Genomic DNA, 22,743 nt, shown 5'->3' with positions numbered 1-22,743 from the left:
ATTGCAATATTCTGAAGCCCGTGTTTAGGAGCGCTTAACATGGATATGGACCCGCGCCGACTGCTGGTTCTTCTCGCTGTTGCCCGTACCGGCGGCGTCCTCGCGGCAGCTGATGAACTGCGGATTACGCCCTCCGCGGTGTCGCAGCAGCTCAGCAAACTCGAGAACGAGGCAGGGCAGGCGCTACTCCTGCGAACCCCTAAAGGCTCCGTGCTCACACCCGCAGGCCTGGCCATGGCCGAGGCGGGGGAAGAGATAGAACGAGCCCTCAACGTGGCCCGCGCCCGGATGCAAAGCGAGGTCAACATCGCAGGTGTTGTGCGCGTGGGCGGATTCACCAGTTTCATGCGGACAGTGGTGATCCCGCGTCTTCCGGAGTGGCGCAGCCAATACCCCCAGTTGCAGATTCAGATCGTGGAGGATTCCTATCCCGCGCTGATGCGGCTGCTCCGCCAACGCCAGCTCGATGCTGTGGTGATTGAACAGGACTCGACAGCGGCCGAGCAGCATCCGATGGCGGCCGGAATGGTGCAGGAACCCCTGCTGGATGAACCATGGAAGCTCGTGGTGCCCACAGGAACCCTGCTGGGCACGGACAACATCGACCTGACCCGTTTGCACTTGCCGTGGCTGGGAGTCGAGCCGTCAGCAGCCAACACAGCAGTGCTCGGGCGTCTCCGCCACTCGACGGGTGCCCGGATTGAGACTGTTCATCAGTACCACGACACACTCACCGCGCTGGCACTCGTCGCTGCCGGCGAGGGGGTTGCCATCGTGCCCACCTTGGCGCTCACCGGCGTGGTCCATGACCAAGTGGACATCCTGGACGTTCCCGGTTTGGGGACCCGGCACATCGCCTTGCGACGCTTCGACCGGCGAAGGGCGGCGAGCCTGCCCGTGGACACGGTGGCCCGGCTGCTCCGGGAGTCTGCGGCGGCGTTCGACACCCGCTCGGGCTCCTGACCCGCCGCGCCTTTCGCAGGCGGGGCAGGTCAGGCAGCCGGCGACTGCTTCAGGTTAGTTGAGGGCCGGGGTGTCAGTAGGGATCACTCCCGAGCCGTACAGGTCGGTGGCGAGGTCCTGCAGTGCACGCAGGGCCACGCGCTGCGTAAACGGGCCGTAGGACACGCGGGCCACACCCAGTTTCTGGAGCTCGGCAGCGGGCAGGGCTCCAGGTGCACCGATCACGGAGAGCTTCCCGTGACCGAGGCCTTCAACCAGCGGTTCGATGACTTCACGGGTCATGGCGCCTGGCACGAAGACCAGCGCAGCGCCGGCGTCCAGGAAGGCGCGTCCCCTGGCGATGGCGTCCTCGATGCTGTCTTTGATCGGCCGGTCCCCGCCCCGGGCGATCGCGTCGGTGCGTGCGTTCAGCTGGAACTGGATGCCTTCGTCGGCGGCTGCCGACATGATCGACTGCACGCGGGCCACGGCCTCGTCGAAGGGCCGAAGCCGGTCTTCGACGTTGGCACCAACTACGCCGATCCCCATCGCCCGGCGGATGGTCTCGGCCGGGTTGTCGTAGCCATCGTCCAGGTCGGCAGTGACCGGGTGATCCACCGCGTCGACGATGCGTTTCACGCCGTCCAGTGCGACGTCCAAGGGCATGGTTCCGTCGGCATAGCCAAAGGCTGCAGCAATCGAATGCCCCGCAGTGGCAATGGCCTTCGTCTCAGGCAGTGCTGCAATTGTCCGGGCACTGATGGCGTCCCACACATTGACCACACTCAGGATTTCCGGTGCCTCATGCAGGGCTTTGAGCTGCTGTGCACGGGCGTTGATATTTGCGTCAGTCATCGTCGTTCTCCGTCATCGTTGTTCTCCGTGATCCACGGGTGGGAACCAGTCTCACTTGCCACCCACAGCCTAGGCATAACGTCGGGCCATGGAAACAGCCTGGGGGGTGAGGCGGCACACCATGCATCGTGTGCCCATGTACTACGTAGCGGTGGAAACTACGACGTCGGGTGGCCGGCTTCTGCCGCTGGTTCCGTTTCCGCCGGCTCTGCTCCTACGACCCTGTTCCGGCCCTGGGCTTTCGCATTGTAAAGCGCGGCATCTGCCACGTTGATCATGAAGGCCAGGTCCGGAACGTCCGTGCCTGTCGAGGTGACGCCGTAGCTCACTGTTGGGAACGGCAAGCCATCCGGGCCCTGCATCGCCGATAGGCGGCTACTGATTTCTGAAGCGATGACCTCAGCCCGTTGTTGGGTAGCTCCAGGCAGGAACAGGATGAATTCCTCCCCACCGTATCGGGCCACGAGATCCGTCGACCTGACCGAGGCAGTGCAGGCTGTGGCGAAGGCGCGGAGGGCCGCGTCACCGGCCGAGTGCCCGTGTTCATCATTGACGGCCTTGAAATGGTCCAGGTCGGCCAGGACCAGGGCCGCACCGTGATGGGACGCAGGGCCCGCCAACTGCCGGGAGGCCAGCTCCAGGAAAGCACCCCTGTTGAGCAACCCGGTCAGGTGATCACGATCCGCCCGTTCCCGGAGGCGTTTGATCAACTGCTTGTTGCTGAGCGTATTCATGGTGGAGGACACGGCCACCAGCAGCATCAAATGCATCAGGGCAGCCGGCGCATAGCCAAAGAAGGTCCGGAAAACCTCGTTGCCCGGTCCGGCCAGCACGAAGGTCACTGCCCGGAACAGGTAGTACAAGGCCGTCAGCCCGGCGACGATGGACAGGAATTTGGTGATCCTGGACCGGGCAGGTTTCGCGAACCACAGTTCCATCGCGGCCAACGTGATTCCCAGCGTCGTCAGGCACAGGTACACCAAGCCGCCGGACCACACGCTGTTTCCCGGATCGTCCAGAACGGATGCAAAGCCACTGAGAAGAGGAGCCGGCAACAGCAGCCACGCGCTTGCCCGGCGGTCGCGGAGGGTGCGTGCCCCCGCCCAGACACAGAATGTCCCCGCGACAACAAGGGTCTTGCCGGCGGGATTGGCCCACAGTTGGGCGGCCGTACCGTTCAGCAGGAAGGCTGCATTGCCAACGAAAAAGAGGCACAGGGCTACCCGCCACCACTCGGCGTAGGGCGAGCGTCTTCGTTGGGACGAGGCACAGGAAATGACGATCAAGGTCAGAGTGACCAGGCCGAGGACGATCCTGACGGAGAAGGGGTCCAGGACTATGGCTCCCTCTTGCACTGATTGTGCAATCATGGCGCTGCGCCGCTAACTTCCGAGCACCAAATATCCCTCATTTGTTACCCTCGAATGATCGCTATCTCCGTGCTGCACTTAATCCCCCGCATTTGTTGCTCTACTGGCTTTTGGCCACAAAGCCAACAGTCAAGCATGTTTTCTCACTTTAGTGAATAGGGATCAGTGAGGGGAATCCGAACCCGGAGGAATCCGAACCCGGACGTGAGCCACGTTTGTTCGGCGTTGGGCGCTGCCTCGCGGGTCAGCGCCCGTTCAGGGACGCCCTGCACTGGCTCTTGTTTGCGGCTGATTTCACGGGGCCTTCTAAGGTTCCGCGGGCCTTTTAATGCGGACCGCTGCCATGCCTGCAATGCTGCCTGCGGCCGAAATAAAAAACACGAGAACCAGCGAAGGGCCCAGCAGTCGAGGAAACAGCAGATTTTCCCAGGCACGCCAATAACGGAATCGATACTGATTTATCGGCGATGGAATATGCCGGCCGCCGTCCCGCAAAATCGGCCAGTATCCCACCCTTGCCACCCACCCGCCCTGATGGTTCGATGGGACTCATGGCAACCGCAGATACCGCAGAGAGCTATGTCTTAGCGATCGGGACCAAGAAAGGCCTGTGGCTGGCTACCAGCCCGGACCGCAAGGAATGGTCCCTCTCCGGCCCGCACTTCCTGATGAGCGAGATACCCAGCATCGGGATAGACACGCGGGGCGGCAAAACCAGGATCATGGTGGGTGTGCGATCAGAGCATTGGGGTCCCACCGTGGCCCACTCCGACGACCTTGGTGCCACCTGGACCGAGCCTGAGCAAGGCGCCATCAAATTCCCGGACGGCACCGACGCCGCCTTGGAACGGATCTGGCAGATCCACCCCGACGCCGACTCCCGCCCCGGCGTCGTCTGGGCTGGTTGCGAACCGATTTCCGTGTGGAAATCCACCGACGGCGGCGAGCACTTTGAGCTCAACCGCGGGCTGTGGGACCACCCGCATCGCAGCGAATGGGGCGCCGGCTATGGTGGCGCGGCTGCGCACTCGATCGTGGTTGATCCGTCCGGCGAAAAGGTCCACATCGCCATGAGCACTGGCGGCGTTTACAGATCGCTCGACGGCGGGACGTCCTGGGAGCCCCGCAACAAGGGAATCTCGGCCTACTTCATGCCCGATCCCAATCCGGAGTTCGGCCAGTGCGTTCACAAGATCGCAGCGGATGCCGCCGTCGAGGGCCGCTTGTATGCGCAGAACCATCACGGCGTGTACCGCACGGACGATAACGGTGAGAATTGGGATTCCATCGCGGAGGGGCTGCCGGCGGACTTTGGCTTCGTCATGCTGACGCATCCCCGCCGCGAGGGCACGGCTTGGGTCATTCCGTTGAAGGCCGATGGCGAACGCATCCCTCCTGACAGCAAGCTCAGCGTGCACCGAACCAACGACGCAGGAAACTCGTGGACTGAACTGCACACGGGACTTCCGGACCACGAATACAACGCCGTCCTGCGCGATGCGGCGTCCGTGGACACAGCCGAACCCGTTGGCGTGTATTTCGGAACCCGCGGCGGTGCCGTGTACGCCAGCGCCGACGAGGACGGGACCTTTACTGAAGTGGCCTCGCACCTACCGGACGTACTGTGCGTGCGGGCCGCTGTCGTGGTTGGCAACGCCGCAGGCGTGGAAGCCCCGCTGGCTGCGGCGGAAGCCACTGTGATTGCCGAAGCCGCAGTGATTGTGGAGGAAGCGGCCCGGTCGATTGACCCCACTCCGGACGATCAATCCAGCGCCCCGGTACCTGGTTAGGTCCGTTGTGGCTGACTTTACGGTCCTGTTGCCTGGTGTCCTGCAGCCGCTCGTCGGCGGACAGTCCTATCTGACTGCGTCCGCCGACGGGGCTGTGACCGTGGGACAGTTGCTGGATTCTGTGACCGGAGATTATCCGGTGCTGGCCAGGCGTTTGCGTGATGAAACCGGGGCGCTCCGCCGTTTCGTGAATATTTACGTGAACGGTGATGAGGTCCGGCGTCTGAAGGGTCTTGATACGGAGGTCGCGGCCGGCCAGGAGGTCCTGATTGTCCAGTCCGTGGCCGGTGGCTGAGCGGGGTTTGGGGTCAAGCCGGTTCAGGCGACGCGCCAAACACTGCATTCGTCGGTATTGATGGCCTTCCTCATACCTGAGGCGTGATCCATGATCCAGACGACGCCGATTCCCGGCGCGGTTTCCTGGACCTGTCCGCGGCGGATGACCACGTCATCGTAGGCGGGTCCCACGGACAGGCGGGCTTCGATCTCGTCTCCACGGTGGAGCTGGCTGATCGCGCGTATACGTGTTGTGTGTGTTGTGACTTCCTTCAACATTGTGGCCTCCTGGGCTGGAGCTTGTGCCTGCACTTGCCGGCTATTCCAGTGTGGCGGGCCAATGTTGCCACGGTATTTCGGGGCGGTTAGGGTCCGGTTAGCATTCCGGGTTGCTTGCATTTCCGGTGGCCCCGCCCCGCCTTCCGGGTGCACTGCGGCCGCGGCTGTAGCCTGATCTCGGTTCCTGAGACTCACAGGAACCAACAGGCTCCATCCCCGGGGAGATTCAATGGGTGTTTTGCGGCGATCGATCGCGTTGTCTACAGGCCTGGTGGTGTTTGCCGCGGGCCTGTTTTTCGTCCAGGCGCCGGCCACGGCCGTTCCCTTGCCGGGGCCGGACAATCCGAACGTCCAGTTCGTGGAAGGAACACCGCACTCGGAGCATACGTTCGAGACGCCTCCCGTCGACAACGCACCCAAGGGACAGGCCGACGTCGACTCCCTCCTCCGCGACGGGGCGCTGGCCGCCGGCCCGGGCGGAGATATCCGCGTCCGCCTGGTGACGGCCAAGCTGGCGGACAACACCAACCCGGTTTCGATGGCGGGTGCCGAGCAGGCCGTGGCTGCGACCAGCAGCTACTGGAAAGCGATGACGGCCAACAAGCTGTCCATGTCCGTTGCCAGCAAGGTGGCCGGGCACCAGTCCAAGGCGAAGTCCACGGACAGTTACAGCACCATCATGTCCACCATCACCAGTGAGCTGAAGTGGTCCGCGAGCCCTTACACGGCGTTGGTGATCTTCGTTCCCACGGCCACGCTGTCCGGGAATGCGCTGGGCGCCGGCTACAGCAGCGGCAGCTACAGTGGTCGCGTCCTGATGCCGCAGATCAGCAACTTCTCCAACAATGTGATGAGCCACGAATTCGGTCACGTGATCGGCTTGATGCACGCCGATGCGCTGCAGTGCCGCAGCGGTGCTTCCGACATTGGGGTGGACAGCAACGGGCGTTTCACCGACTCTTCCTGCTACATCCGCGAGTACGGCGACACCACGGACATCATGGGTGCAGCGCAGTACGCCTCGCCCGTGGTGAGTTCCACGCTGTGGGACTTCGCCGGGCTGGGCCGCGGCGACGAAATCCGAGACGTGGGCGTTGCCACGGGGGTCAAGAGCTACACCCTCAAACCATGGGGCGGCACTGAGGCGCAGCGGGCCATCAAGTTCACGGATCCCATCAGCCGCGAGGTCTATTACCTGGAACTTCGGCAACCGGTGGGCTACGACAACTACCTCTCGGCATCGACGCAGAGCGGTAACAAGGGCGTCAAAATCGTCCAGCGCGGCGGGGCCACCATTGCCTCGTCACTGATCCTCATGCCGTCGACCGTTCCGTTCACTGAGCCCTACTACGCAAAGAACCACGCGTGGCAGGCCGGCAGCACGTTCACCACCTACACGGGTACCAAGGTGACCATCAATTCCGTCACGTCGACCTCGGCGACGGTCACCATCAACGCCGATCCCAAGCTCAAGACGCGAATGCGGTTCTCAGCAGGTGATTTCGACGGCGACAAACTCGCCGATGTCATTTCCCGCGAAGCCGACGGCTCCTTGCTCCTTTTCGCGGGCCTGCCCGGGAACCGCCTGGAGGATTCGGTGCGGATCGGCTCCGGCTGGGATATTTTCAACGCAGTGCTGGGCACTTCCGATTTCACTGGGGATGGCTTTGCGGACATTCTGGCACGCAGCAGCGACGGTGCCCTGTGGCTCTACCCGGGCAACGGGAAGGGCGGATTCCTGCCCAGAAGCCAGGTTGGCATCGGATGGCAGGGCTTCACCCAGTTAGTAGCTCCGGGTGACTTCAACGGCGATGGTCGCGCGGACGTGATCGCCTCCGATACGGACGGTCGCCTGTGGCTCTACCCGGGCAACGGCTCGGGTGGTTTCCTTGCCAGGGTGCTGGCCGGCCAGGGCTGGGATTCGTTCAACAGCCTCGCCCCTGCCGGTTCCTTCGGTGGCGGGTCCGGCGGGCTCCTTGCCCGCGCTGCTGACGGCACGCTTTATGTCTACCCCGGCGATGGTGGGGGCGGCTTCCTGCCGCGTGCCGCCGTCGGAAGTGGTTGGAACAGCGCCGGTGACATCGTCGGAGGGCAGGACCTGACGGGCGATCAGCGTGCTGACGTCCTCGCGGGCGCGTCCATGATCCTGTACCCGGGTGACGGTGCCGGCTTCGCGGACCGCCTGGCAATTGGAACCGGCTGGAACCACTTCAGCCAAGTGTGGGAGGCGGGGGATTTCGACGGCGATGCTGTCGCTGACGTCCTGGCGCGTGGCACCAACGGCGTCCTGTGGCTCTACCCAGGCAACGGGTCGGGTGGCTTCCTGCCGCGCGTGCAGCTCGGGACGGGCTGGAACGTCTTCACGGCGGTACTCAGTGCCGGGGATTTCGACGGCGATAAGCACCCGGATCTCGTGGCGAGGGCCTCCGATGGGACGCTGTGGCTTTATCCAACCGACGGGAAGGGACAATTCCTGGCCCGCAAGCAGATCGGGACGGGATGGCAAGGGTTCACGGAACTGCTGGCACCCGGCGATTTTTCGGGTGATGGCCGCGCCGATATTTTGGCGAGGGCCGCTGACGGCAGCATGTGGTTGTACCCGGGCAACGGTGCGGGCGGATTCCAGCCGTGGCGACAGATCGGTACCGGCTGGAACATCTTCAACGCGGTGATGCAGGGCAGCGACTTCAACGGCGATGGCAGCGAAGACGTGCTGGCTCGGGGGACTGACGGCGCACTTTGGCTCTACCCGGGCAACGGCAGCGGAGGTTTCCTCGCCCGGCAGTACTTGGGCTCGGGCTGGAACATGTTCACCACCTTCGCGGCCATCGGCAACGCGTTTACCGGTACAGGCGATCCGTCCCTGGTGGGCGTCGCAGGGGACGGGACGTTGTTGATGTACTCCGGGACGGGCCGGGGCGCGTTCAAACCGGTGGCGCTGAACCCGCGGTAGCTATCTGTCGTAGCTGAGACACGGATTCCATTTCTGTCGGAGGCGAACGTTAGCATTGCCGTATTCGCTGCGATGAGGACGGCGATCCACTCTTGATCTTGGGGGAATCCGTGTCTTTTTTGAGGATCCGGCGTTGGCGTGTGGCTGTCCTGGCGATGATGGCAACACTGCTTGCTTCGTTGGTGTTGGGAATGGTTCCGGCGCACGCCATTGGCTCGGGCCCCGGTGCCGTTCGTGTGGATACGCTCAGCAGCACGACGGGCGGTTCGATCAGCGGAACCATTTCCGTCCGTTCGGGAGTGGACCTGGGCGAGGTGGCCGTTTGGGCCATCAATCTCTATAACCCGTCCTCCACCGTTCCGATGGGAACGGTGAACCTCGATGGTACGTACACAATTCCTGGCGTGCCGGCGGGGGAATACAAGATCTATTTCCATTCCAGCCAGGCCGCGTGGTTTCCCGAGGAAATCTACGGCGGCTCAAACTTCGACACCTTTGTTCCCGTGCTGGTCAATGAGGGGCAGTCTGTCACCGGAATTGACCTGCGTATGGGTGGCGGCCGGATCCAAGGCAGGGTCGACATGCCCTTCCACGTCGACACGAATACGGTGAAAGTGGAGGCCATCGACGCCTCGGGCGGTGTCGCAGCATCCGAATACCCAGACTCCACCGGCAACTATGATCTCCGGGGCCTCCCCAGCGGAGACTACAAAATTCGAGTCACCGGGGGTGTCCTGCCCGCTTGGTATGGCGGTGGCGCGTCTTTCGCTGAAGCAGAAACTGTCTCCATCACAGGGGAACAGGACGTCTGGAACGCCACGATGACCGCTGACGCAGGAGCCAGCATCAGCGGGTATGTGGACGGGCCTTGGCCTTCGGCTGGAACCATAAGCCACCAGATTTCCGTGTGGGACCTGGACGGAAACGTCGTGAAGGAGATCATCGTAGGCCAGACCGGAACAAGCTACACGGTCAGTGGCCTGGCGCCGGGACAATACAAGCTCGGTTTGGACATCTTCACGGGGCGGAGGGCTTTCGAGGGGCAGTTCTACAGCGGAGTCCTTGAGCATGAGGGTGCTGACGCCGCGCAGGTCATCACACTCGCCGGAAATGAGGAAAAGACACGATTCGACTTCACTGCCACCAATGGTGGAACCATTACAGGGACGCTCCGCGACCAGCAAGCCCATCCTTTGCCGTTCTCGGTAGTAGAGGCTTACACGCGCGATAGTTCGCTAAGCACCCGAAAGGCTGTCACGGATGCCCAAGGACGCTACGAGATCACCGGGCTGACTACGGGTTCGTACCGTCTCCGGGGCAACACCACCAACGTCCGGTTGGCCGGCACCACCTTCTCCGGAAATGTGGCTGAAGAGCCGGAAGCGAAGGAGATTGCCGTGACCAGCGGCGCGCAGACAAGTGCCGACCTTACCTACTGGTCGCCCACGCGGTTCGCGGACATCGTTGAGGGGCAGCCGTTCGACCACCAGATCAGCTGGATGGCATCCACTGGTATCTCCAAGGGTTGGCCTGACGCTACGTACCGCCCCTTCCTTCCTGTGAACCGTGATGCCATGGCGGCGTTCCTTTATCGACTGGCAGGGCAACCCGCCTTCTCGCCCCCGGCTTCGTCGCCGTTCGTGGACGTTCCGACCACCAGCCAGTTCTACAAGGAGATCGCGTGGCTGGCGTCAACCAAGATCTCGGGTGGCTGGCCGGACCAGACGTTCCGGCCTTTGCAGCCTGTCAACCGGGATGCCATGGCCGCGTTCCTGTACCGCTTCTCCAAGGTCACGGACTTCGTTCCGCCAGCCGCTTCCCCGTTCGTGGATGTCCCGGCCAACGCCCAGTTCTACAAGGAGATCGCGTGGTTGGCGTCCACGGAGATCAGCACCGGCTGGGATGACCGCACTTTCCGGCCCCTGACGCCCGTCAATCGTGATGCCATGGCCGCCTTCATGTACAGGTTCAACGCGCAGGACAGTTAGACGCTCCTCTCAGGTGGCGCGGCGCGCTCCGTCCCAGTTGTCTCGGCCTGTCGCGTCTCAGGCACAGCGAAAAGCCCGGAATGTCAGGTGACATCCCGGGCTTTCCGTGCTCCAGACCAGACAAAGCGGGCTGGAGCGTCAGGCTTAGGCGTGCTGGGCTTGCTTGTGAAGGCCGAGCTCTGCTGTGGGTGTCTTTGCGGACTCGCGGGCCGTCATCGCTGAGACGGCTGCGATCACACAGATGACTGCGGTGAAGATGGAGATCTGAACCCATCCGCCGGGCTTGGTTCCGCCCAGCGCGGTGACGATGGCCGGGGCGAAGCCTGCCATGAGGAAGCCGAGCTGCGTGCCGATGGCCAGACCGGAGAAGCGGACCTTGGTGCTGAACATTTCACCGTAGAAGGACGGCCATACTGCGTTTGCTGCGGCGTATCCGAAGGAGAAGAACACCACGGAGACGAGGAACATGAGCGGCACCATGCCCGACTCGAGGGTCAGCAGGAACACCGGAGTCATGATGGCGCTGGCGAAGGCTCCGTAGATGAAGACGGGCTTCCGGCCGATCTTGTCCGCGAGCATGCCGAACAGGGGCTGGGTTCCCAGGGCAACAACGTTTGCTGCGACCACCAGCCAGAGCGTGATGGTGCTGTTGACGCCGGCAACATCCTGGGCGTACTTGATGGCCAGGGTTCCAAAGACAGTGCTGACTGCGGCGATGAAGGCGCAGCAGACCACGCGGAGAACATCGCGCCAGTGCAGCCGCAGGAGATCGGCAACGGGGAGCTTGGAGATCTCATTGTTCTTCTTGGCTTCCGCGAAGGCCGGCGGCTCGTGGAGGGTGCGGCGGATGAAGAAGGCCACCAGGACAACCACTGCGCTGAGCCAGAACGGAATGCGCCAGCCGATGCCGTACTTGATCTCATCCGGCAGTGCCACCACAGGGATGAACACCAGTGCCGCCAGGATTTGGCCACCCTGGGTGCCGGTAAGGGTCCAGGAGGTGAAGAAGGAGCGGCGGTTGTCCGGGGCGTGTTCAAGGGTCATGGAGGAAGCGCCGGCTTGCTCGCCGGCCGCGGAAAGACCTTGGCAAAGACGGGCAAGGACCAGCAGGACGGGCGCCCACCAGCCAATGGTCTTGAAGTCCGGGAGGCAGCCGATGACGAACGTGGCTGCGCCCATCAGGACCAGCGTGAACATCAGGACCTTCTGCCGGCCAATACGGTCGCCGAAGTGACCCAGAATCACGGCGCCGACGGGCCGGGCAACATAGGCGAAGCCGAAGGTTGCGAAGGACATGATGGCCGCGTTGGCGTCGGCCGAGGGGAAGAATACGTGGGGGAAGATCAGGGCCGCGGCAGAACCGAAGATGAAGAAGTCGTAGTACTCGACGGCGCTGCCCAGGAAGCTGGCAAGCGCGGCTTTCTTGGGTGTTCCGGTGGTTGTTTCAGTGCCTGGCGTCGCTGACGGCATTGTTTGGCTCATGGGTGGTTCCTTCTGTGACGACGATGTCGCGGATCTAGCTTCAAAGGGAAGACCAGAACGAGGTGCGGCCGGATCATCCCGAAAGTAACCACATGGTGAGAGCTACTTGTGCAATACAGCAATACTGGCTGTGAGTGGGGTCACTTGTCAAGAGATGTCACCACCATCTAGAAATAGCTCTCACTATGTGAGAGCATCGAGCTATGAGTGTGAAAGAGGACACAAAGACCGACATGGTCGGCAAAGCCCTAAGCCTTTTGGTACTTCTGGGCAATGAACCGCGGGGTGCAAGCGCGGCTGACCTGGCCAGGAGCGCCAGCCTGCCGTTCAGCACCACCTATCGCCTGCTGGGCTCGCTGACGCGCGACGGCTTTGTGGATTACGAGCCTGATGGCCGCCGCTACCACCTGGGATTGCGCGTGTTCCAGCTCGGTCAGAGGGTTTCCAATCATCACGGTTTCGCCGCCACTGCCTTGCCGGTCCTGCAGCGCGTTACCGAGCGCACGCATGAGGCCACCATCCTGTCCGTCCGCGACGGCAACCATCATCTGACGGTCAATAAGGTGGATGGCCCCAAGACCTTCCGCGTCACCAGCGATCCCGGCCATCTGGGTGCACTGCATACGACGTCGGTAGGCAAGGCCATTGTGGCGTTCGAAGAAGAGATCGAGCGGAAGCGCCTCCTGGAGGAGCTGCCCCTGGATCCACTCACGGAACATTCCATCACTGACCGCGACGCGTTCCGGGCGGAGATCGAGCAGGTACGCCGGCAGGGCTACGCGGTGATGGATGAGGAGAACGAGATTGGCATGCGTGCTGTTGCTGTGCCGGTTCTGAACTCCCAGGGCCACGCCTTCGCCTCCGTGGCCGTCGCTGTGCCCGTCTTCCGCCTGACCCTGGAGGAACTCATCGCCCACGTTCCCACTCTGCAGGAGGCTGCGGCGGAACTCGCGGCCCGCCTGCCCCAGCGCTGACCCAACTGAGTCGCAGTTAAAGCCGTTTTAGGGCCTCATAACGCCTTGAGCTGCGACTTGATTGGGTGCGCTCCCAGCAAATGTTCGCGATAAGAACATGCGTGCGGAAGATGAACACTTGTAGTAGTCTAAATAACACCCGGTCAGGCGGCGCCCCAGAAAAGCGCAAGAAGCCCGCGGTGCTGAAGTCAAAGGAGCTTTAGGATGAGCAACCGAGCCGAGTCCGTTCTGGTGGGCCTCATAGGCGAAGGCGTCATGCCCTCGCTCACGCCGCCCATGCACGAACGTGAAGCCGATGTGCAGGGCCTTCGCTTGCTGTACCGCCCCATCGACCTGTTGGAACTCGCGTTGCCGGCCACCGCCGTCGGTGATCTCCTGACCGCAGCACAGCGCATGGGCTTCAACGGCCTGAACATCACCCACCCGTGCAAGCAGCTGTTGCTTGGGCACCTTGATGAAATTTCCGACGACGCCCGTCGCCTGGGTGCCGTCAATACGGTCCTCATCCAGGACGGTCGGCTGATCGGCCACAACACGGACTTCTCCGGCTTCGGCGCTGCGCTCGCCACCGGACTGCCGGACGCGAAGCTGGACCGCGTGGTCCAGCTCGGTGCAGGCGGTGCCGGCTCCGCCGTTGCCTATGCGCTCCTCAAGGCCGGCGTCGGCACGCTGGACCTCGTGGACATGGATCCCGCCCGCGCCGCAGAACGTGCCTCCGAACTCGGCGGGCTCTTTCCGGAAGCCACTGTCACGCCGCGGAGCACCAGCGAGCTGAGCCAGGTCATGCCCCTCGCCGACGGCCTGGTGCACTGCACTCCCATCGGCATGGCGGCCCACCCGGGTCTTCCCTTGGACATCGAACTGCTGGAACCGCGCCACTGGGTGGCCGACATCGTCTACCGCCCCATCGAAACGCAACTGGTCCGCGAAGCACGCGCCAAGGGCTGCGATGTCCTGGACGGCGGTCGCATGGCAGTCGGCCAGGCGGCGGATGCCTTCCAGCTCATCACCGGGCGGGAAGCCAACCGCGAACGGATGCGGTCGCACTTCCTGGAACTGATCGCCGTGGAAGACGCCGCGGCCGCGCTGGCCCCCGAGCTGACGAAGGCGGGCCACTGATGCGCACCGGAATCGCCACGGTCTGCCTGTCCGGCACGCTGAAGGAGAAGATGCAGGCCTGCGCGATTGCGGGTTTCGACGGCATCGAGATCTTCGAGCAAGACCTCGTCACGTCCCCGCACAGTCCGGAGGAAGTCCGGAGCATGGCTGCAGATCTTGGCTTGGGCCTTGATCTTTACCAGCCGTTCCGGGATTTCGACGGCGTCACTCCGGACCTGCTGAAGGCCAACCTTCGCCGGGCGGAGGCCAAGTTCAAGCTCATGTCCCGCCTGGGCATGGACACCATCCTGGTGTGCTCCAACGTAGCCACGGCAACAATCGACGACGACGAACTCCGCGCTTCCCAGCTGGCCGAACTCGCCGGGCTGGCCGGGGATCACGGCGTCAAGGTCGCCTACGAAGCGCTGGCCTGGGGCAAGTACGTCAACGACTACGAGCACGCGTACCGCCTGGTGGAAATGGTGGACCACCCCAACCTGGGCACGTGCCTGGACTCCTTCCACATCCTGTCCCGCTACTGGGACACTGCGCCCATTGAGGACATCAACGCGGAGAAGATCTTCTTCGTCCAGGTTGCAGACGCCCCCAAGCTCTCCATGGATGTGCTGTCCTGGAGCCGTCACTACCGCGTGTTCCCGGGCGAAGGCCAGTTCGAGCTCGCCAAGTTCATGGGCCACGTGGTCCGCGCGGGGTATACGGGCCCGGTGTCCCTGGAAGTCTTCAATGACGTTTTCCGGCAGTCCGACACCGAACGCACCGCCGTTGACGCCATGCGCTCCCTGATCTGGCTGGAGGAGCAGAGCGCCAAATGGCTCGCAAGCACCTCCCGTGAAACCGCAGCCGGCAACGGAAGCGCGTCCCGCCGTCGTTATCCCATGGAACTGGCCACGCTGCCCAAGGTGAACGAACCCGCCGGCTTCAACTTCGCCGAAGTCAAGGCTGACGACACCGCGCAGCTCGAGAAGCTCCTGGGCCAGCTCGGGTTCGGCTTCGAGGGCCGCCACCGCACCAAGGATGTCCAGCTGTGGACCATGGGCCAGGCCCGCGTGATCATCAACGAACAAGCGGCCTCGCACTCGGAACCGGCTATCGCCGCTTTGGGGTTCGACGTCGACTCTCCCGTGATTGCCTCCGCTCGCGCCCAGCAACTCAAGGCGCCCGTGGTGGCCCGCAAAGTCCAGGCAGACGAGGAAGTCTTCCAAGGCATCTCAGCCCCGGACTCCACCGAGATCTTCCTCTGCCAGGGCAGCCCGGACGGCACCGCGGCATGGACGCACGAGTTCGGCGAGGGCCTGGAACACTCCGCAGCGCAACGGAACGCGGTCATCGACCACGTCAACCTCGCCCAGCCGTGGCAGCACTTCGATGAAGCCGTCCTCTTCTACACCAGCGCTTTGGCCTTGGAACCGCAGCCGTTCGCGGAGGTTCCCAGCCCCAGCGGACTGGTTCGCTCGCAGGTCATGGAGACAAGCAACGGCGCGGTCAGGCTGGTCCTCAACCTTGCGCCCGCCCAGCAAGCCCAGGAAACAGCTCGCAAAACGTATCAGGAACACATCGCCTTCGCCGTGGACGACCTCGTGGCCACGGCCAGGTCAGCCCGCGACCGTGGCCTTGAGTTCCTGCAGATTCCGGCCAACTATTACGAGGACCTGGACGCCCGGTTCGATCTTGAACCCGGGTTCCTGGGCACCCTCAAGGAGCTCAACCTCCTGTATGACCGGGACGCCAACGGCGAATTCCTCCACTTCTACACCGCCACCGTGGGCAGTGTGTTCTTCGAAATGGTGGAACGTCGGGGCAGCTATGACGGTTATGGGGCGCCCAACGCCCCGGTGCGCCACGCCGTCCAATACGACTCGCTCCACCGGGTGTAACCCCGCCGCCGCCCCGCAAACAAAGAGAACCCATCAACCGAAAGGAGCCGGCCGTGCCGCAAGAACAGACAGCACAGGCGCTTGAATCCGAGGAACTCGTGCCAGCCGCTGAGCCTCACGCCGCGCATGATTCCAAGAAAGTGGAAACCCAGGCGGATCTCAGTGCTGAGATCAAGGGCATCGGGGATCGCTACGCCGAGGCCCTGAAGAACGGCAAAAGTCCCGAGACCATGCCGCGCCTGGACTACGCGCCGTACCGCAGCAGCATCCTGCGCCACCCCACCAAGAGCCTGCACCACGCGGACCCGGAGACCATCGAGCTCTACTCACCGGCCTTCGGACACCAGGACGTGCACGCGCTGGAATCGGACTTGACCATCCAGCACAACGGGGAACCGCAGGGCGAGCGGATCATCGTCGCCGGCCGTGTCCTCGATGGCGACGGCCGCCCGGTGGCCGGTCAGCTCGTGGAGATCTGGCAGGCCAACGCATCCGGCCGCTACATCCACAAACGCGATCAGCACCCTGCACCGCTGGACCCGAACTTCACCGGCGTCGGCCGTTGCATCACGGGCGAGGACGGCTCGTACAGCTTCACCACCATCAAGCCCGGCGCGTACCCGTGGAAGAACCACCTCAACGCTTGGCGCCCGGCGCACATCCACTTCTCCATGTTCGGCTCGGAGTTCACGCAGCGCATCGTCACCCAGATGTACTTCCCGGGCGACCAGCTCTTCCCGCTGGACCCCATCTACCAGTCGATCGTGGACCAGGACGCCCGCGACCGCCTGGTGGCGCAGTACGACCACGAGCTCACCAGCCCCGAATGGGCCCTCGGCTACAAGTGGGACATCATCCTGACCGGTTCCAAGCGGACCTGGACCGAAAACGAAGCATACGGCGACGCCGGGGACGAGGAGTAAGCGCATGAGCAAGCTGGCACCCACACCGGGCCAGACCGTAGGCCCCTTCTACGGCTACGCCCTTCCCTATGACAAGGACAACGAACTCCTGGCACCGGGCAGCCCCGGAAGCATCCGCCTCCAGGGCACCGTGTATGACGGCGCCGGAAACACCATTCCGGACGCCATCCTCGAGATCTGGCAGCCGGACTCCGAGGGCAACATCGTCCAGCGCACCGGCTCCCTGGTCCGCGACGGCTACACCTTCACCGGTTGGGGCCGCGGCGCCGTTGGCAACTCCGGCGTGTACACCTTCACCACGGTCAACCCAGGGCCCACGGCTCCCGGCGCTGCGGCGTTCATCTCGGTAGCCGTCTTCGCCCGCGGCCTCATGAACCGCCTCTTCACCCGCGTGTACCTGCCGGAAAATGAGGAAGCACTGGCCAACGATCCCCTGCTGAGCTCCTTGGATCCGGAGCGCCGCAAGACGTTGATTGCACGCCGTGATGCCGATGGCGGCCTCACCTGGGACATCCGCCTGCAGGGCGGCGACGAGACCGTGTTCCTGGACTTCCAGCAGGACGGTTCGCTCGACATCACTACGGAAAACCAGGCATGACCGACGGCGACTTCGGCCTCCTTAGCCCCGTCTCGGCGTCGCCCGCTGTGGTGGCGCTGACGGGCGACCGTGCCGTGATCGCGGCAATTCTCGACGTCGAAGCCTCCTGGGCTGCCGTCCTCGAGGACGCGGGACTTGTCCCCGCCGGATCCGCCGCCGTGGTGGCCGAAGCCGCCGATGCCGGTTCCTACGACGTTCTTTCGGTAGCGGAGCGCGCCCAAGGCGGCGCCAACCCGGTGATCCCCCTTCTCGGGGATCTCCGAGCCCGCGTGAAGTCCTTGGATTCTGCAGGAATCGCCGGCAGGGCAGTCCACACCTCGCTGACCAGCCAGGACGTCCTGGACTCCGCCCTCATGCTGCTCGCCAGCCGCGCAATTGCTGCGCTGCTGGTCGACGTGAAAGGCACTACGACGGCGCTCGCCGCCTTGGCGGAACAGCATGCGGAGACGCTGTGCGTGGGCAGGAGCCTGACACAGCATGCGCTTCCGTATACCTTCGGGCTCAAGGCTGCGCAGTGGTTCCACGGTGTGGCCGCTGCGGCAGCCCGGTTGGGGTCCCTGGAACTGCCGGTGCAGTGTGGCGGAGCGGGTGGAACGTTGGCTTCGGCGACGAAGCTGACTGCGGGCACTGCCGCCACGGCGTTTACGCTTGCCGATGCATTGGCTGCTCAGCTGGGCCTTGCGCCAGCTCCCGCTCCCTGGCACACCAACCGCCTGGCCGTCACGGCACTCGGCGATGGGCTCGCTGCCCTGATCGATTCCTGTGGCAAGATCGCCGCCGATCTCCTGTTCCTGAGCCGCCCGGAAGTCGCCGAACTCGGCGAACCGTTGGCTGCCGGGCGGGGTGTTTCCTCGGCCATGCCGCAGAAGCAGAATCCGGTGCTGTCAGTGCTGATCCGCAGTGCCGCATTGCAGGCGCCCGGACTCGCATCCCAGCTCCACCTCGCGGCGGCAACCTTCAACGACGAGCGACCCGACGGTGCCTGGCACAGCGAATGGCCGGCATTGCGCCAGCTGCTCGCCCTGGCATTGGGAGCCGCTGGACATCTTCGCGAGCTCACGGAGGGCCTCAGGGTCTTCCCCGAATCCATGCGCAGGAACCTGGAGATCTCGGGACCGCTGCTGCTCAGCGAGGGTGTGGCGGCCGCCGTCGCTCCGCTCCTGGGCGAGGACGGAAAGCAGAAGCTGCAGGCCGTCGTCGACGAAACCCTGAAGGCGCCCGCTGCGGAACAGTCCCGCATCTACACCAAGCTGCTGCGCGAAACCGTCCCCGCGGACAAACTCACGGACGCCGAACTCGAAGCACTGCTGGATCCCGCGAGCTACCTCGGCGAAGCCCAGGAGATCAGCCGACGGATCCTGGCCGCGTACCCGCAATTCACCGGAACCTCAACGAAGGGAGCCACTCGTGGCTAAGCCAACTGTCAAGGCCGTGCTGCTCTCCCCGCAGCGCGAACTGGGAGCGAAGCCGCTTCTGGTGGTGGGCCCGTCGCTGGGCACCTCCACTATTCTCTGGACGGAAACCGCGGCCCTCCTGGGTGACGACTATGACGTCATCGGCTGGGACCTCCCCGGACACGGCATCTCGCCGACCACCACCGAAGGTTTCGATGTCGCGGAACTGGCTGACGCCGTCGTCGACCTTGTTGACTCTGTACTCCCGGGCGCGAACTTCCACTACGCGGGCGTTTCGCTGGGCGGGGCCACTGGCCTGCAGCTCGGCATCAAGCACGGCGACCGCCTCCGCAGCCTGTCCGTCCAGTGCAGCGGTGCCAAGCTCGGCACCCCCGAGGGCTGGCTGGAACGCGCCGAAACGGTTCGCACGCTGGGCACGCCTGTGATGATCCAAGGTTCCGCCGAGCGTTGGTTCGGCCCGGGGTTCATGGACCGCCAGCCGGAGATCAGCAGCCGCCTCCTGCATGCCCTCCGCGATGCCGACCGCTTTGGTTACTCATTCTGCTGCGAAGCCCTTGCCGCCTTCGACGTCCGCGAGCACCTCGGCAGCATCACCGTGCCCACGCAGGTGATCGCCGGCGTAGCGGACGAGGTAGCGCCGCCGTCGATGGCTGAGGAGACTGCCGCTGCCATCCGCGCCGGCGGTTCCTACGCCGAGGCCGTGGCGCTCGACGGCGTCGGTCACCTCGCGCCCGCAGAGGCGCCCGCCGCAGTAGCGGAACTGATGCGCAACTTTATGAAGGAGAACGGACTGTGAGCCCTGTTTCTGAACACAATGGTGCCGTGCAGCCCGACGCAACTGCGCAGGACATTTACGACGCCGGCATGGTGGTCCGCCGTGAAGTACTGGGCGATGCCCATGTCGACCGGGCCAATGCCAACAAGGATTCCTTTACCGAGGACTACCAGGACATGATCACCAGGATCGCCTGGGGTGGCATCTGGACGCGGCCAGGCCTCAGCCGGCAGATGCGCTCCGCCGTCACCCTCACGGCACTGGTGGCGCACGGTCACTGGGAGGAGCTCGCCATGCACGTCAGGGCGGCCCTCAACAACGGCCTGGGCAGGGACGAAATCAAGGAAATCCTGCTGCAGACCGCTATCTATTGCAGTGTTCCGTCGGCCAACTCGGCCTTCAAGACGGCCCAGAAAGTATTCGCCGAGATCGACGCGGCTTCCCCCTCCAACGAACCCAACTGATTTCCTCCCTAGTCGGGCAGATAGAAAGTGAAACCCATGAACCAGGCTTTTGTGTACGACGCCGTGCGCACGCCCTTTGGCAAGTTCGGCTCCGGCCTTGCTGCTGTCCGTCCCGATGACCTTGCCGCCCACGTGGTCCGTGAGTCCGTCAAGCGGGCGCCGGGATTGGATGTTGAGCGGATCGACGAGGTGGTGTTCGGCAACGCCAACGGTGCCGGCGAGGAAAACCGCAACGTTGCCCGCATGGCGACGCTGCTGGCTGGATTGCCCGTGTCGATTCCCGGCACCTCGGTCAACCGCCTGTGCGGCTCGTCCCTGGATGCGGCGATCATCGCTTCGCGCCAGATCAACGCCGGCGACGCCGACCTCATGCTGGTGGGTGGCGCCGAGTCCATGTCCCGTGCGCCCTGGGTGCTGCCCAAGACGTCCAAACCGTACCCGGCCGGTGACATGACCTTGGCCTCCACCACGCTCGGTTGGCGTTTGGTGAACCCGGCGATGAACAAGGACTGGACCATCTCCCTGGGCGAGGCTACGGAACGGCTGCGCGAGAAATACGGGATCACCCGGGAACGCCAGGACCAGTTTGCTGCGGATTCGCACAACCTGGCCGACGCTGCGTGGAACGAAGGCTTCTACGATGCTTTGGTGACAGCGGTGCCGGGCACCGACCTTGTCCGGGACGAGGGCATCCGTGCCGGTTCTTCCGCTGAGAAGCTGGCTGGTTTGAAGACCGTTTTCCGGGCCGAGTCTGAGGCGTCCGACGGCGGTACGGTCACCGCGGGGAACGCCTCGCCTTTGTCTGATGGTGCTTCGGCGGCGTGGATCGGTTCGGAAGCTGCTTCCTCGATCCTCGGCTTGGAGCCCCTCGCCCGCATCGCCGGCCGCGGTGCGCATGGCAACGACCCCCAGTTCTTCGGGTTCGCCCCGGTGGAGGCCGCGAACAAGGCCCTCGCGAAGGCGGGCATCGGCTGGGACCAGGTGGGCGCCGTCGAACTTAACGAAGCGTTCGCCGCGCAATCGCTGGCGTGCGTTGATGCGTGGGGGATCGACCCCGGAATCGTGAACCAGCACGGTGGCGCGATCGCCATGGGCCACCCGCTCGGTGCTTCCGGTACCCGCATCCTGGGCACGCTCGCCCGGTCCCTGCAGGCCTCCGGCCAGCGCTGGGGTGTCGCGGCGATCTGCATCGGCGTGGGCCAAGGCCTGGCCGTGGTGCTCGAAAACGTTACTGCCGGCGCGTCGGCATAGAAGGGTAAAGAGTCATGTTGAATTTCATTGACACTGTGGGCGAGGCTGTCGCCGGCATCAAGGACGGTTCCACCGTGATGATCGGCGGGTTCGGCAACGCCGGGCAGCCGTTCGAACTGATCGACGCCCTCATGGATTGCGGCGCAAAGGATCTCACCGTGGTCAACAACAACGCCGGCCAGGGCGACCAAGGCCTGGCGTTGCTGATCAAGGAAGGCCGGGTCCGCAAGATGATCTGCTCCTTCCCGCGGCAGTCCGATTCCTGGCACTTCGACGCCAAGTTCCACGCCGGTGAGATCGAGCTGGAGCTGGTCCCGCAGGGCAACCTGGCCGAGCGCATCCGGGCCGCGGGCGCGGGTATTGGTGGATTCTTCACTCCGACCGGTTACGGCACCACGTTGGCTGAGGGCAAGGAAACCCGCATTATCGATGGCCGGGGCCAGGTGTTCGAAACGCCGATCCACGCCGACGTCGCCCTGATCAAGGCACTCAAAGCCGACGGCAAGGGCAACCTCGTCTACCGCAAGACCGCCCGGAACTTCGGCCCCATCATGGCCGCCGCTGCCAAGCACACCATCGTGCAGGTTTCGGAGATTGTGCCCACGGGTTCCCTGGACCCGGAGAACGTGGTGACACCCGGTATTTACGTCAACAGCGTGGTCCGCGTCGATTCTGCCGGAACAAAAGAACAGGTGGCCTGATCATGAGCACCGAAACCAGCATCCAGACCTCCGAGAAGCCGCTGGGCCGCGATGAGCTCGCCCAGTTGGTGGCCCGCGACATCGCCCCGGGTTCGTTCGTGAACCTGGGCATCGGCCAGCCGACGCTCGTGTCCAACTACCTCACCGAGGAACAGAACATCACGCTCCACACGGAGAACGGGATGCTCGGCATGGGCCCGGCCGCTGAAGGCGAGGAGATTGACGGCGATCTCATCAACGCCGGCAAGATCCCCGTCACCGAACTGCCCGGAGCCTCGTACTTCCATCACGCCGACTCGTTCGCGATCATGCGCGGTGGGCACCTGGACATCTGCGTGCTCGGCGCCTTCCAGGTATCCGCCACCGGCGACCTCGCCAACTGGCACACCGGCGCCCCGGACGCGATCCCGGCCGTTGGTGGAGCCATGGACCTCGCAACGGGCGCCAAGGACGTTTTCGTGATGATGACGCTCCTGACACGTGAGGGCGTGTCCAAGCTGGTGGAGCAGTGCACCTACCCGTTGACCGGCGTCGGCTGCGTGACGCGCGTGTACACGGACAAAGCAGTGTTCCTCACAGGGCCCGACGGCGTCACCGTGCGGGAGACCTTCGGCTGCACCTTCGAGGAAATCCAGGAACTCGTGCCGCTGCCCCTGAAAAAGGCAGAGTAGGCCCCGCAAGTTTGGGCTCCTCGTTGCGAGGCCGGCTTTGCGC

20 protein-coding genes are annotated in these 22,743 nt (G+C 64.0%); 16 read left to right on the top strand and 4 right to left on the bottom strand.

What is annotated here, in order from left to right:
- The first annotated feature begins 39 nt into the window (after positions 1-39).
- Positions 40-963, top strand: a complete 924-nt coding sequence (locus J3D46_RS03600; protein ID WP_231342824.1) for a LysR family transcriptional regulator — start codon at positions 40-42, stop codon at positions 961-963.
- Positions 964-1,017: 54 nt separating this feature from the next.
- Here J3D46_RS03600 and J3D46_RS03595 read toward each other — a convergent pair whose 3' ends face one another.
- Both J3D46_RS03595 and J3D46_RS03590 read right to left on the bottom strand, forming a co-directional pair.
- The gene (locus J3D46_RS03595) at positions 1,018-1,797 is read right to left on the bottom strand and encodes an isocitrate lyase/phosphoenolpyruvate mutase family protein (protein WP_231342822.1); all 780 of its coding nucleotides are present in this window, start codon (positions 1,795-1,797) and stop codon (positions 1,018-1,020) included.
- Between the two features lie 158 nt (positions 1,798-1,955).
- Entirely contained in the window at positions 1,956-3,167 is a 1,212-nt protein-coding gene (locus tag J3D46_RS03590) for a GGDEF domain-containing protein (protein WP_231342820.1), read from the bottom strand.
- A gap of 542 nt (positions 3,168-3,709) precedes the next feature.
- Between J3D46_RS03590 and J3D46_RS03585 the strand changes: the two genes are divergently transcribed.
- Positions 3,710-4,957, top strand: coding sequence for an exo-alpha-sialidase (locus tag J3D46_RS03585; protein WP_231340412.1), 1,248 nt, complete (start codon positions 3,710-3,712; stop codon positions 4,955-4,957).
- Between the two features lie 7 nt (positions 4,958-4,964).
- Entirely contained in the window at positions 4,965-5,252 is a 288-nt protein-coding gene (locus tag J3D46_RS03580; protein ID WP_159707990.1) for a MoaD/ThiS family protein, read from the top strand.
- 23 nt (positions 5,253-5,275) lie between these two features.
- On the opposite strand, the gene J3D46_RS03575 is transcribed toward J3D46_RS03580, so the two are convergent.
- Positions 5,276-5,512 carry a hypothetical protein gene (locus tag J3D46_RS03575; protein WP_089597727.1) on the bottom strand — a complete coding sequence of 79 codons (237 nt, stop codon included), beginning with the start codon at positions 5,510-5,512 and terminating at the stop codon, positions 5,276-5,278.
- A 229-nt stretch (positions 5,513-5,741) separates the two neighbouring features.
- On the opposite strand from J3D46_RS03575, the gene J3D46_RS03570 reads away from it, so the two are divergent.
- Together J3D46_RS03570 and J3D46_RS03565 are read left to right on the top strand one after the other, a co-directional pair.
- On the top strand, positions 5,742-8,465 hold the full coding sequence (locus tag J3D46_RS03570) for an FG-GAP-like repeat-containing protein (RefSeq protein ID WP_231340351.1): 2,724 nt from the start codon (positions 5,742-5,744) through the stop codon (positions 8,463-8,465).
- Positions 8,466-8,575: 110 nt separating this feature from the next.
- A complete protein-coding gene (locus J3D46_RS03565; RefSeq protein WP_231340352.1) occupies positions 8,576-10,453 on the top strand; it encodes an S-layer homology domain-containing protein in 1,878 nt (625 codons plus the stop codon).
- Between the two features lie 144 nt (positions 10,454-10,597).
- On the opposite strand, the gene J3D46_RS03560 is transcribed toward J3D46_RS03565, so the two are convergent.
- Positions 10,598-11,935 (bottom strand): MFS transporter, encoded by a 1,338-nt coding sequence (locus tag J3D46_RS03560; protein WP_231340353.1) that lies wholly within the window; start codon positions 11,933-11,935, stop codon positions 10,598-10,600.
- Between the two features lie 203 nt (positions 11,936-12,138).
- Here J3D46_RS03560 and J3D46_RS03555 point away from each other — a divergent pair, with 203 nt between their 5' ends.
- The 11 genes from J3D46_RS03555 to J3D46_RS03505 all read left to right on the top strand — a co-directional run bounded on the left by J3D46_RS03555 (position 12,139) and on the right by J3D46_RS03505 (position 22,700).
- Positions 12,139-12,909 carry an IclR family transcriptional regulator gene (locus tag J3D46_RS03555; protein WP_231340354.1) on the top strand — a complete coding sequence of 257 codons (771 nt, stop codon included), beginning with the start codon at positions 12,139-12,141 and terminating at the stop codon, positions 12,907-12,909.
- Between the two features lie 204 nt (positions 12,910-13,113).
- A complete protein-coding gene (locus J3D46_RS03550; protein WP_231340355.1) occupies positions 13,114-14,028 on the top strand; it encodes a shikimate dehydrogenase in 915 nt (304 codons plus the stop codon).
- Positions 14,028-15,902, top strand: a complete 1,875-nt coding sequence (locus tag J3D46_RS03545; protein ID WP_253465132.1) for a bifunctional sugar phosphate isomerase/epimerase/4-hydroxyphenylpyruvate dioxygenase family protein — start codon at positions 14,028-14,030, stop codon at positions 15,900-15,902. Before J3D46_RS03550 ends, J3D46_RS03545 begins: the two co-directional genes overlap by 1 nt.
- 53 nt (positions 15,903-15,955) lie before the next feature.
- The gene (pcaH, locus tag J3D46_RS03540; RefSeq protein ID WP_231340357.1) at positions 15,956-16,825 is read left to right on the top strand and encodes a protocatechuate 3,4-dioxygenase subunit beta; all 870 of its coding nucleotides are present in this window, start codon (positions 15,956-15,958) and stop codon (positions 16,823-16,825) included.
- Between the two features lie 4 nt (positions 16,826-16,829).
- Positions 16,830-17,423 (top strand): protocatechuate 3,4-dioxygenase subunit alpha, encoded by a 594-nt coding sequence (gene pcaG / locus J3D46_RS03535; RefSeq protein ID WP_231340358.1) that lies wholly within the window; start codon positions 16,830-16,832, stop codon positions 17,421-17,423.
- Complete coding sequence (locus J3D46_RS03530) at positions 17,420-18,838, top strand: lyase family protein (protein ID WP_231340359.1); 1,419 nt, start codon at positions 17,420-17,422, stop codon at positions 18,836-18,838. Before pcaG ends, J3D46_RS03530 begins: the two co-directional genes overlap by 4 nt.
- Complete coding sequence (locus J3D46_RS03525; protein WP_231340360.1) at positions 18,831-19,634, top strand: alpha/beta fold hydrolase; 804 nt, start codon at positions 18,831-18,833, stop codon at positions 19,632-19,634. Before J3D46_RS03530 ends, J3D46_RS03525 begins: the two co-directional genes overlap by 8 nt.
- Positions 19,631-20,077 (top strand): 4-carboxymuconolactone decarboxylase, encoded by a 447-nt coding sequence (gene pcaC, locus J3D46_RS03520; RefSeq protein ID WP_231340361.1) that lies wholly within the window; start codon positions 19,631-19,633, stop codon positions 20,075-20,077. Before J3D46_RS03525 ends, pcaC begins: the two co-directional genes overlap by 4 nt.
- 36 nt (positions 20,078-20,113) lie before the next feature.
- A complete protein-coding gene (locus J3D46_RS03515; protein WP_231340362.1) occupies positions 20,114-21,328 on the top strand; it encodes a thiolase family protein in 1,215 nt (404 codons plus the stop codon).
- A gap of 14 nt (positions 21,329-21,342) precedes the next feature.
- Complete coding sequence (locus J3D46_RS03510) at positions 21,343-22,029, top strand: 3-oxoacid CoA-transferase subunit A (RefSeq protein ID WP_231340363.1); 687 nt, start codon at positions 21,343-21,345, stop codon at positions 22,027-22,029.
- 2 nt (positions 22,030-22,031) lie between these two features.
- Complete coding sequence (locus J3D46_RS03505; protein WP_231340364.1) at positions 22,032-22,700, top strand: 3-oxoacid CoA-transferase subunit B; 669 nt, start codon at positions 22,032-22,034, stop codon at positions 22,698-22,700.
- Positions 22,701-22,743: the final 43 nt, after the last annotated feature.

It is taken from the genome of Paenarthrobacter sp. A20, from assembly GCF_024168825.1.
Classification (GTDB): domain Bacteria; phylum Actinomycetota; class Actinomycetes; order Actinomycetales; family Micrococcaceae; genus Arthrobacter.
The sequence above is the reverse complement of the archived record's forward strand: the minus strand, read 5'-3'. Positions and strand labels throughout refer to the sequence as shown.

Coding starts and splice junctions, on each gene's coding strand:
- J3D46_RS03600 (WP_231342824.1), top strand. CDS start 40: ATGGATATGGACCCGCGCCGACTGCTGGTTCTTCTCGCTGTTGCCCGT.
- J3D46_RS03595 (WP_231342822.1), bottom strand. CDS start 1,797: ATGACTGACGCAAATATCAACGCCCGTGCACAGCAGCTCAAAGCCCTG.
- J3D46_RS03590 (WP_231342820.1), bottom strand. CDS start 3,167: ATGATTGCACAATCAGTGCAAGAGGGAGCCATAGTCCTGGACCCCTTC.
- J3D46_RS03585 (WP_231340412.1), top strand. CDS start 3,710: ATGGGACTCATGGCAACCGCAGATACCGCAGAGAGCTATGTCTTAGCG.
- J3D46_RS03575 (WP_089597727.1), bottom strand. CDS start 5,512: ATGTTGAAGGAAGTCACAACACACACAACACGTATACGCGCGATCAGC.
- J3D46_RS03570 (WP_231340351.1), top strand. CDS start 5,742: ATGGGTGTTTTGCGGCGATCGATCGCGTTGTCTACAGGCCTGGTGGTG.
- J3D46_RS03560 (WP_231340353.1), bottom strand. CDS start 11,935: ATGAGCCAAACAATGCCGTCAGCGACGCCAGGCACTGAAACAACCACC.
- J3D46_RS03555 (WP_231340354.1), top strand. CDS start 12,139: ATGAGTGTGAAAGAGGACACAAAGACCGACATGGTCGGCAAAGCCCTA.
- J3D46_RS03550 (WP_231340355.1), top strand. CDS start 13,114: ATGAGCAACCGAGCCGAGTCCGTTCTGGTGGGCCTCATAGGCGAAGGC.
- J3D46_RS03545 (WP_253465132.1), top strand. CDS start 14,028: ATGCGCACCGGAATCGCCACGGTCTGCCTGTCCGGCACGCTGAAGGAG.
- pcaG (WP_231340358.1), top strand. CDS start 16,830: ATGAGCAAGCTGGCACCCACACCGGGCCAGACCGTAGGCCCCTTCTAC.
- J3D46_RS03530 (WP_231340359.1), top strand. CDS start 17,420: ATGACCGACGGCGACTTCGGCCTCCTTAGCCCCGTCTCGGCGTCGCCC.
- J3D46_RS03515 (WP_231340362.1), top strand. CDS start 20,114: ATGAACCAGGCTTTTGTGTACGACGCCGTGCGCACGCCCTTTGGCAAG.
- J3D46_RS03510 (WP_231340363.1), top strand. CDS start 21,343: ATGTTGAATTTCATTGACACTGTGGGCGAGGCTGTCGCCGGCATCAAG.
- J3D46_RS03505 (WP_231340364.1), top strand. CDS start 22,032: ATGAGCACCGAAACCAGCATCCAGACCTCCGAGAAGCCGCTGGGCCGC.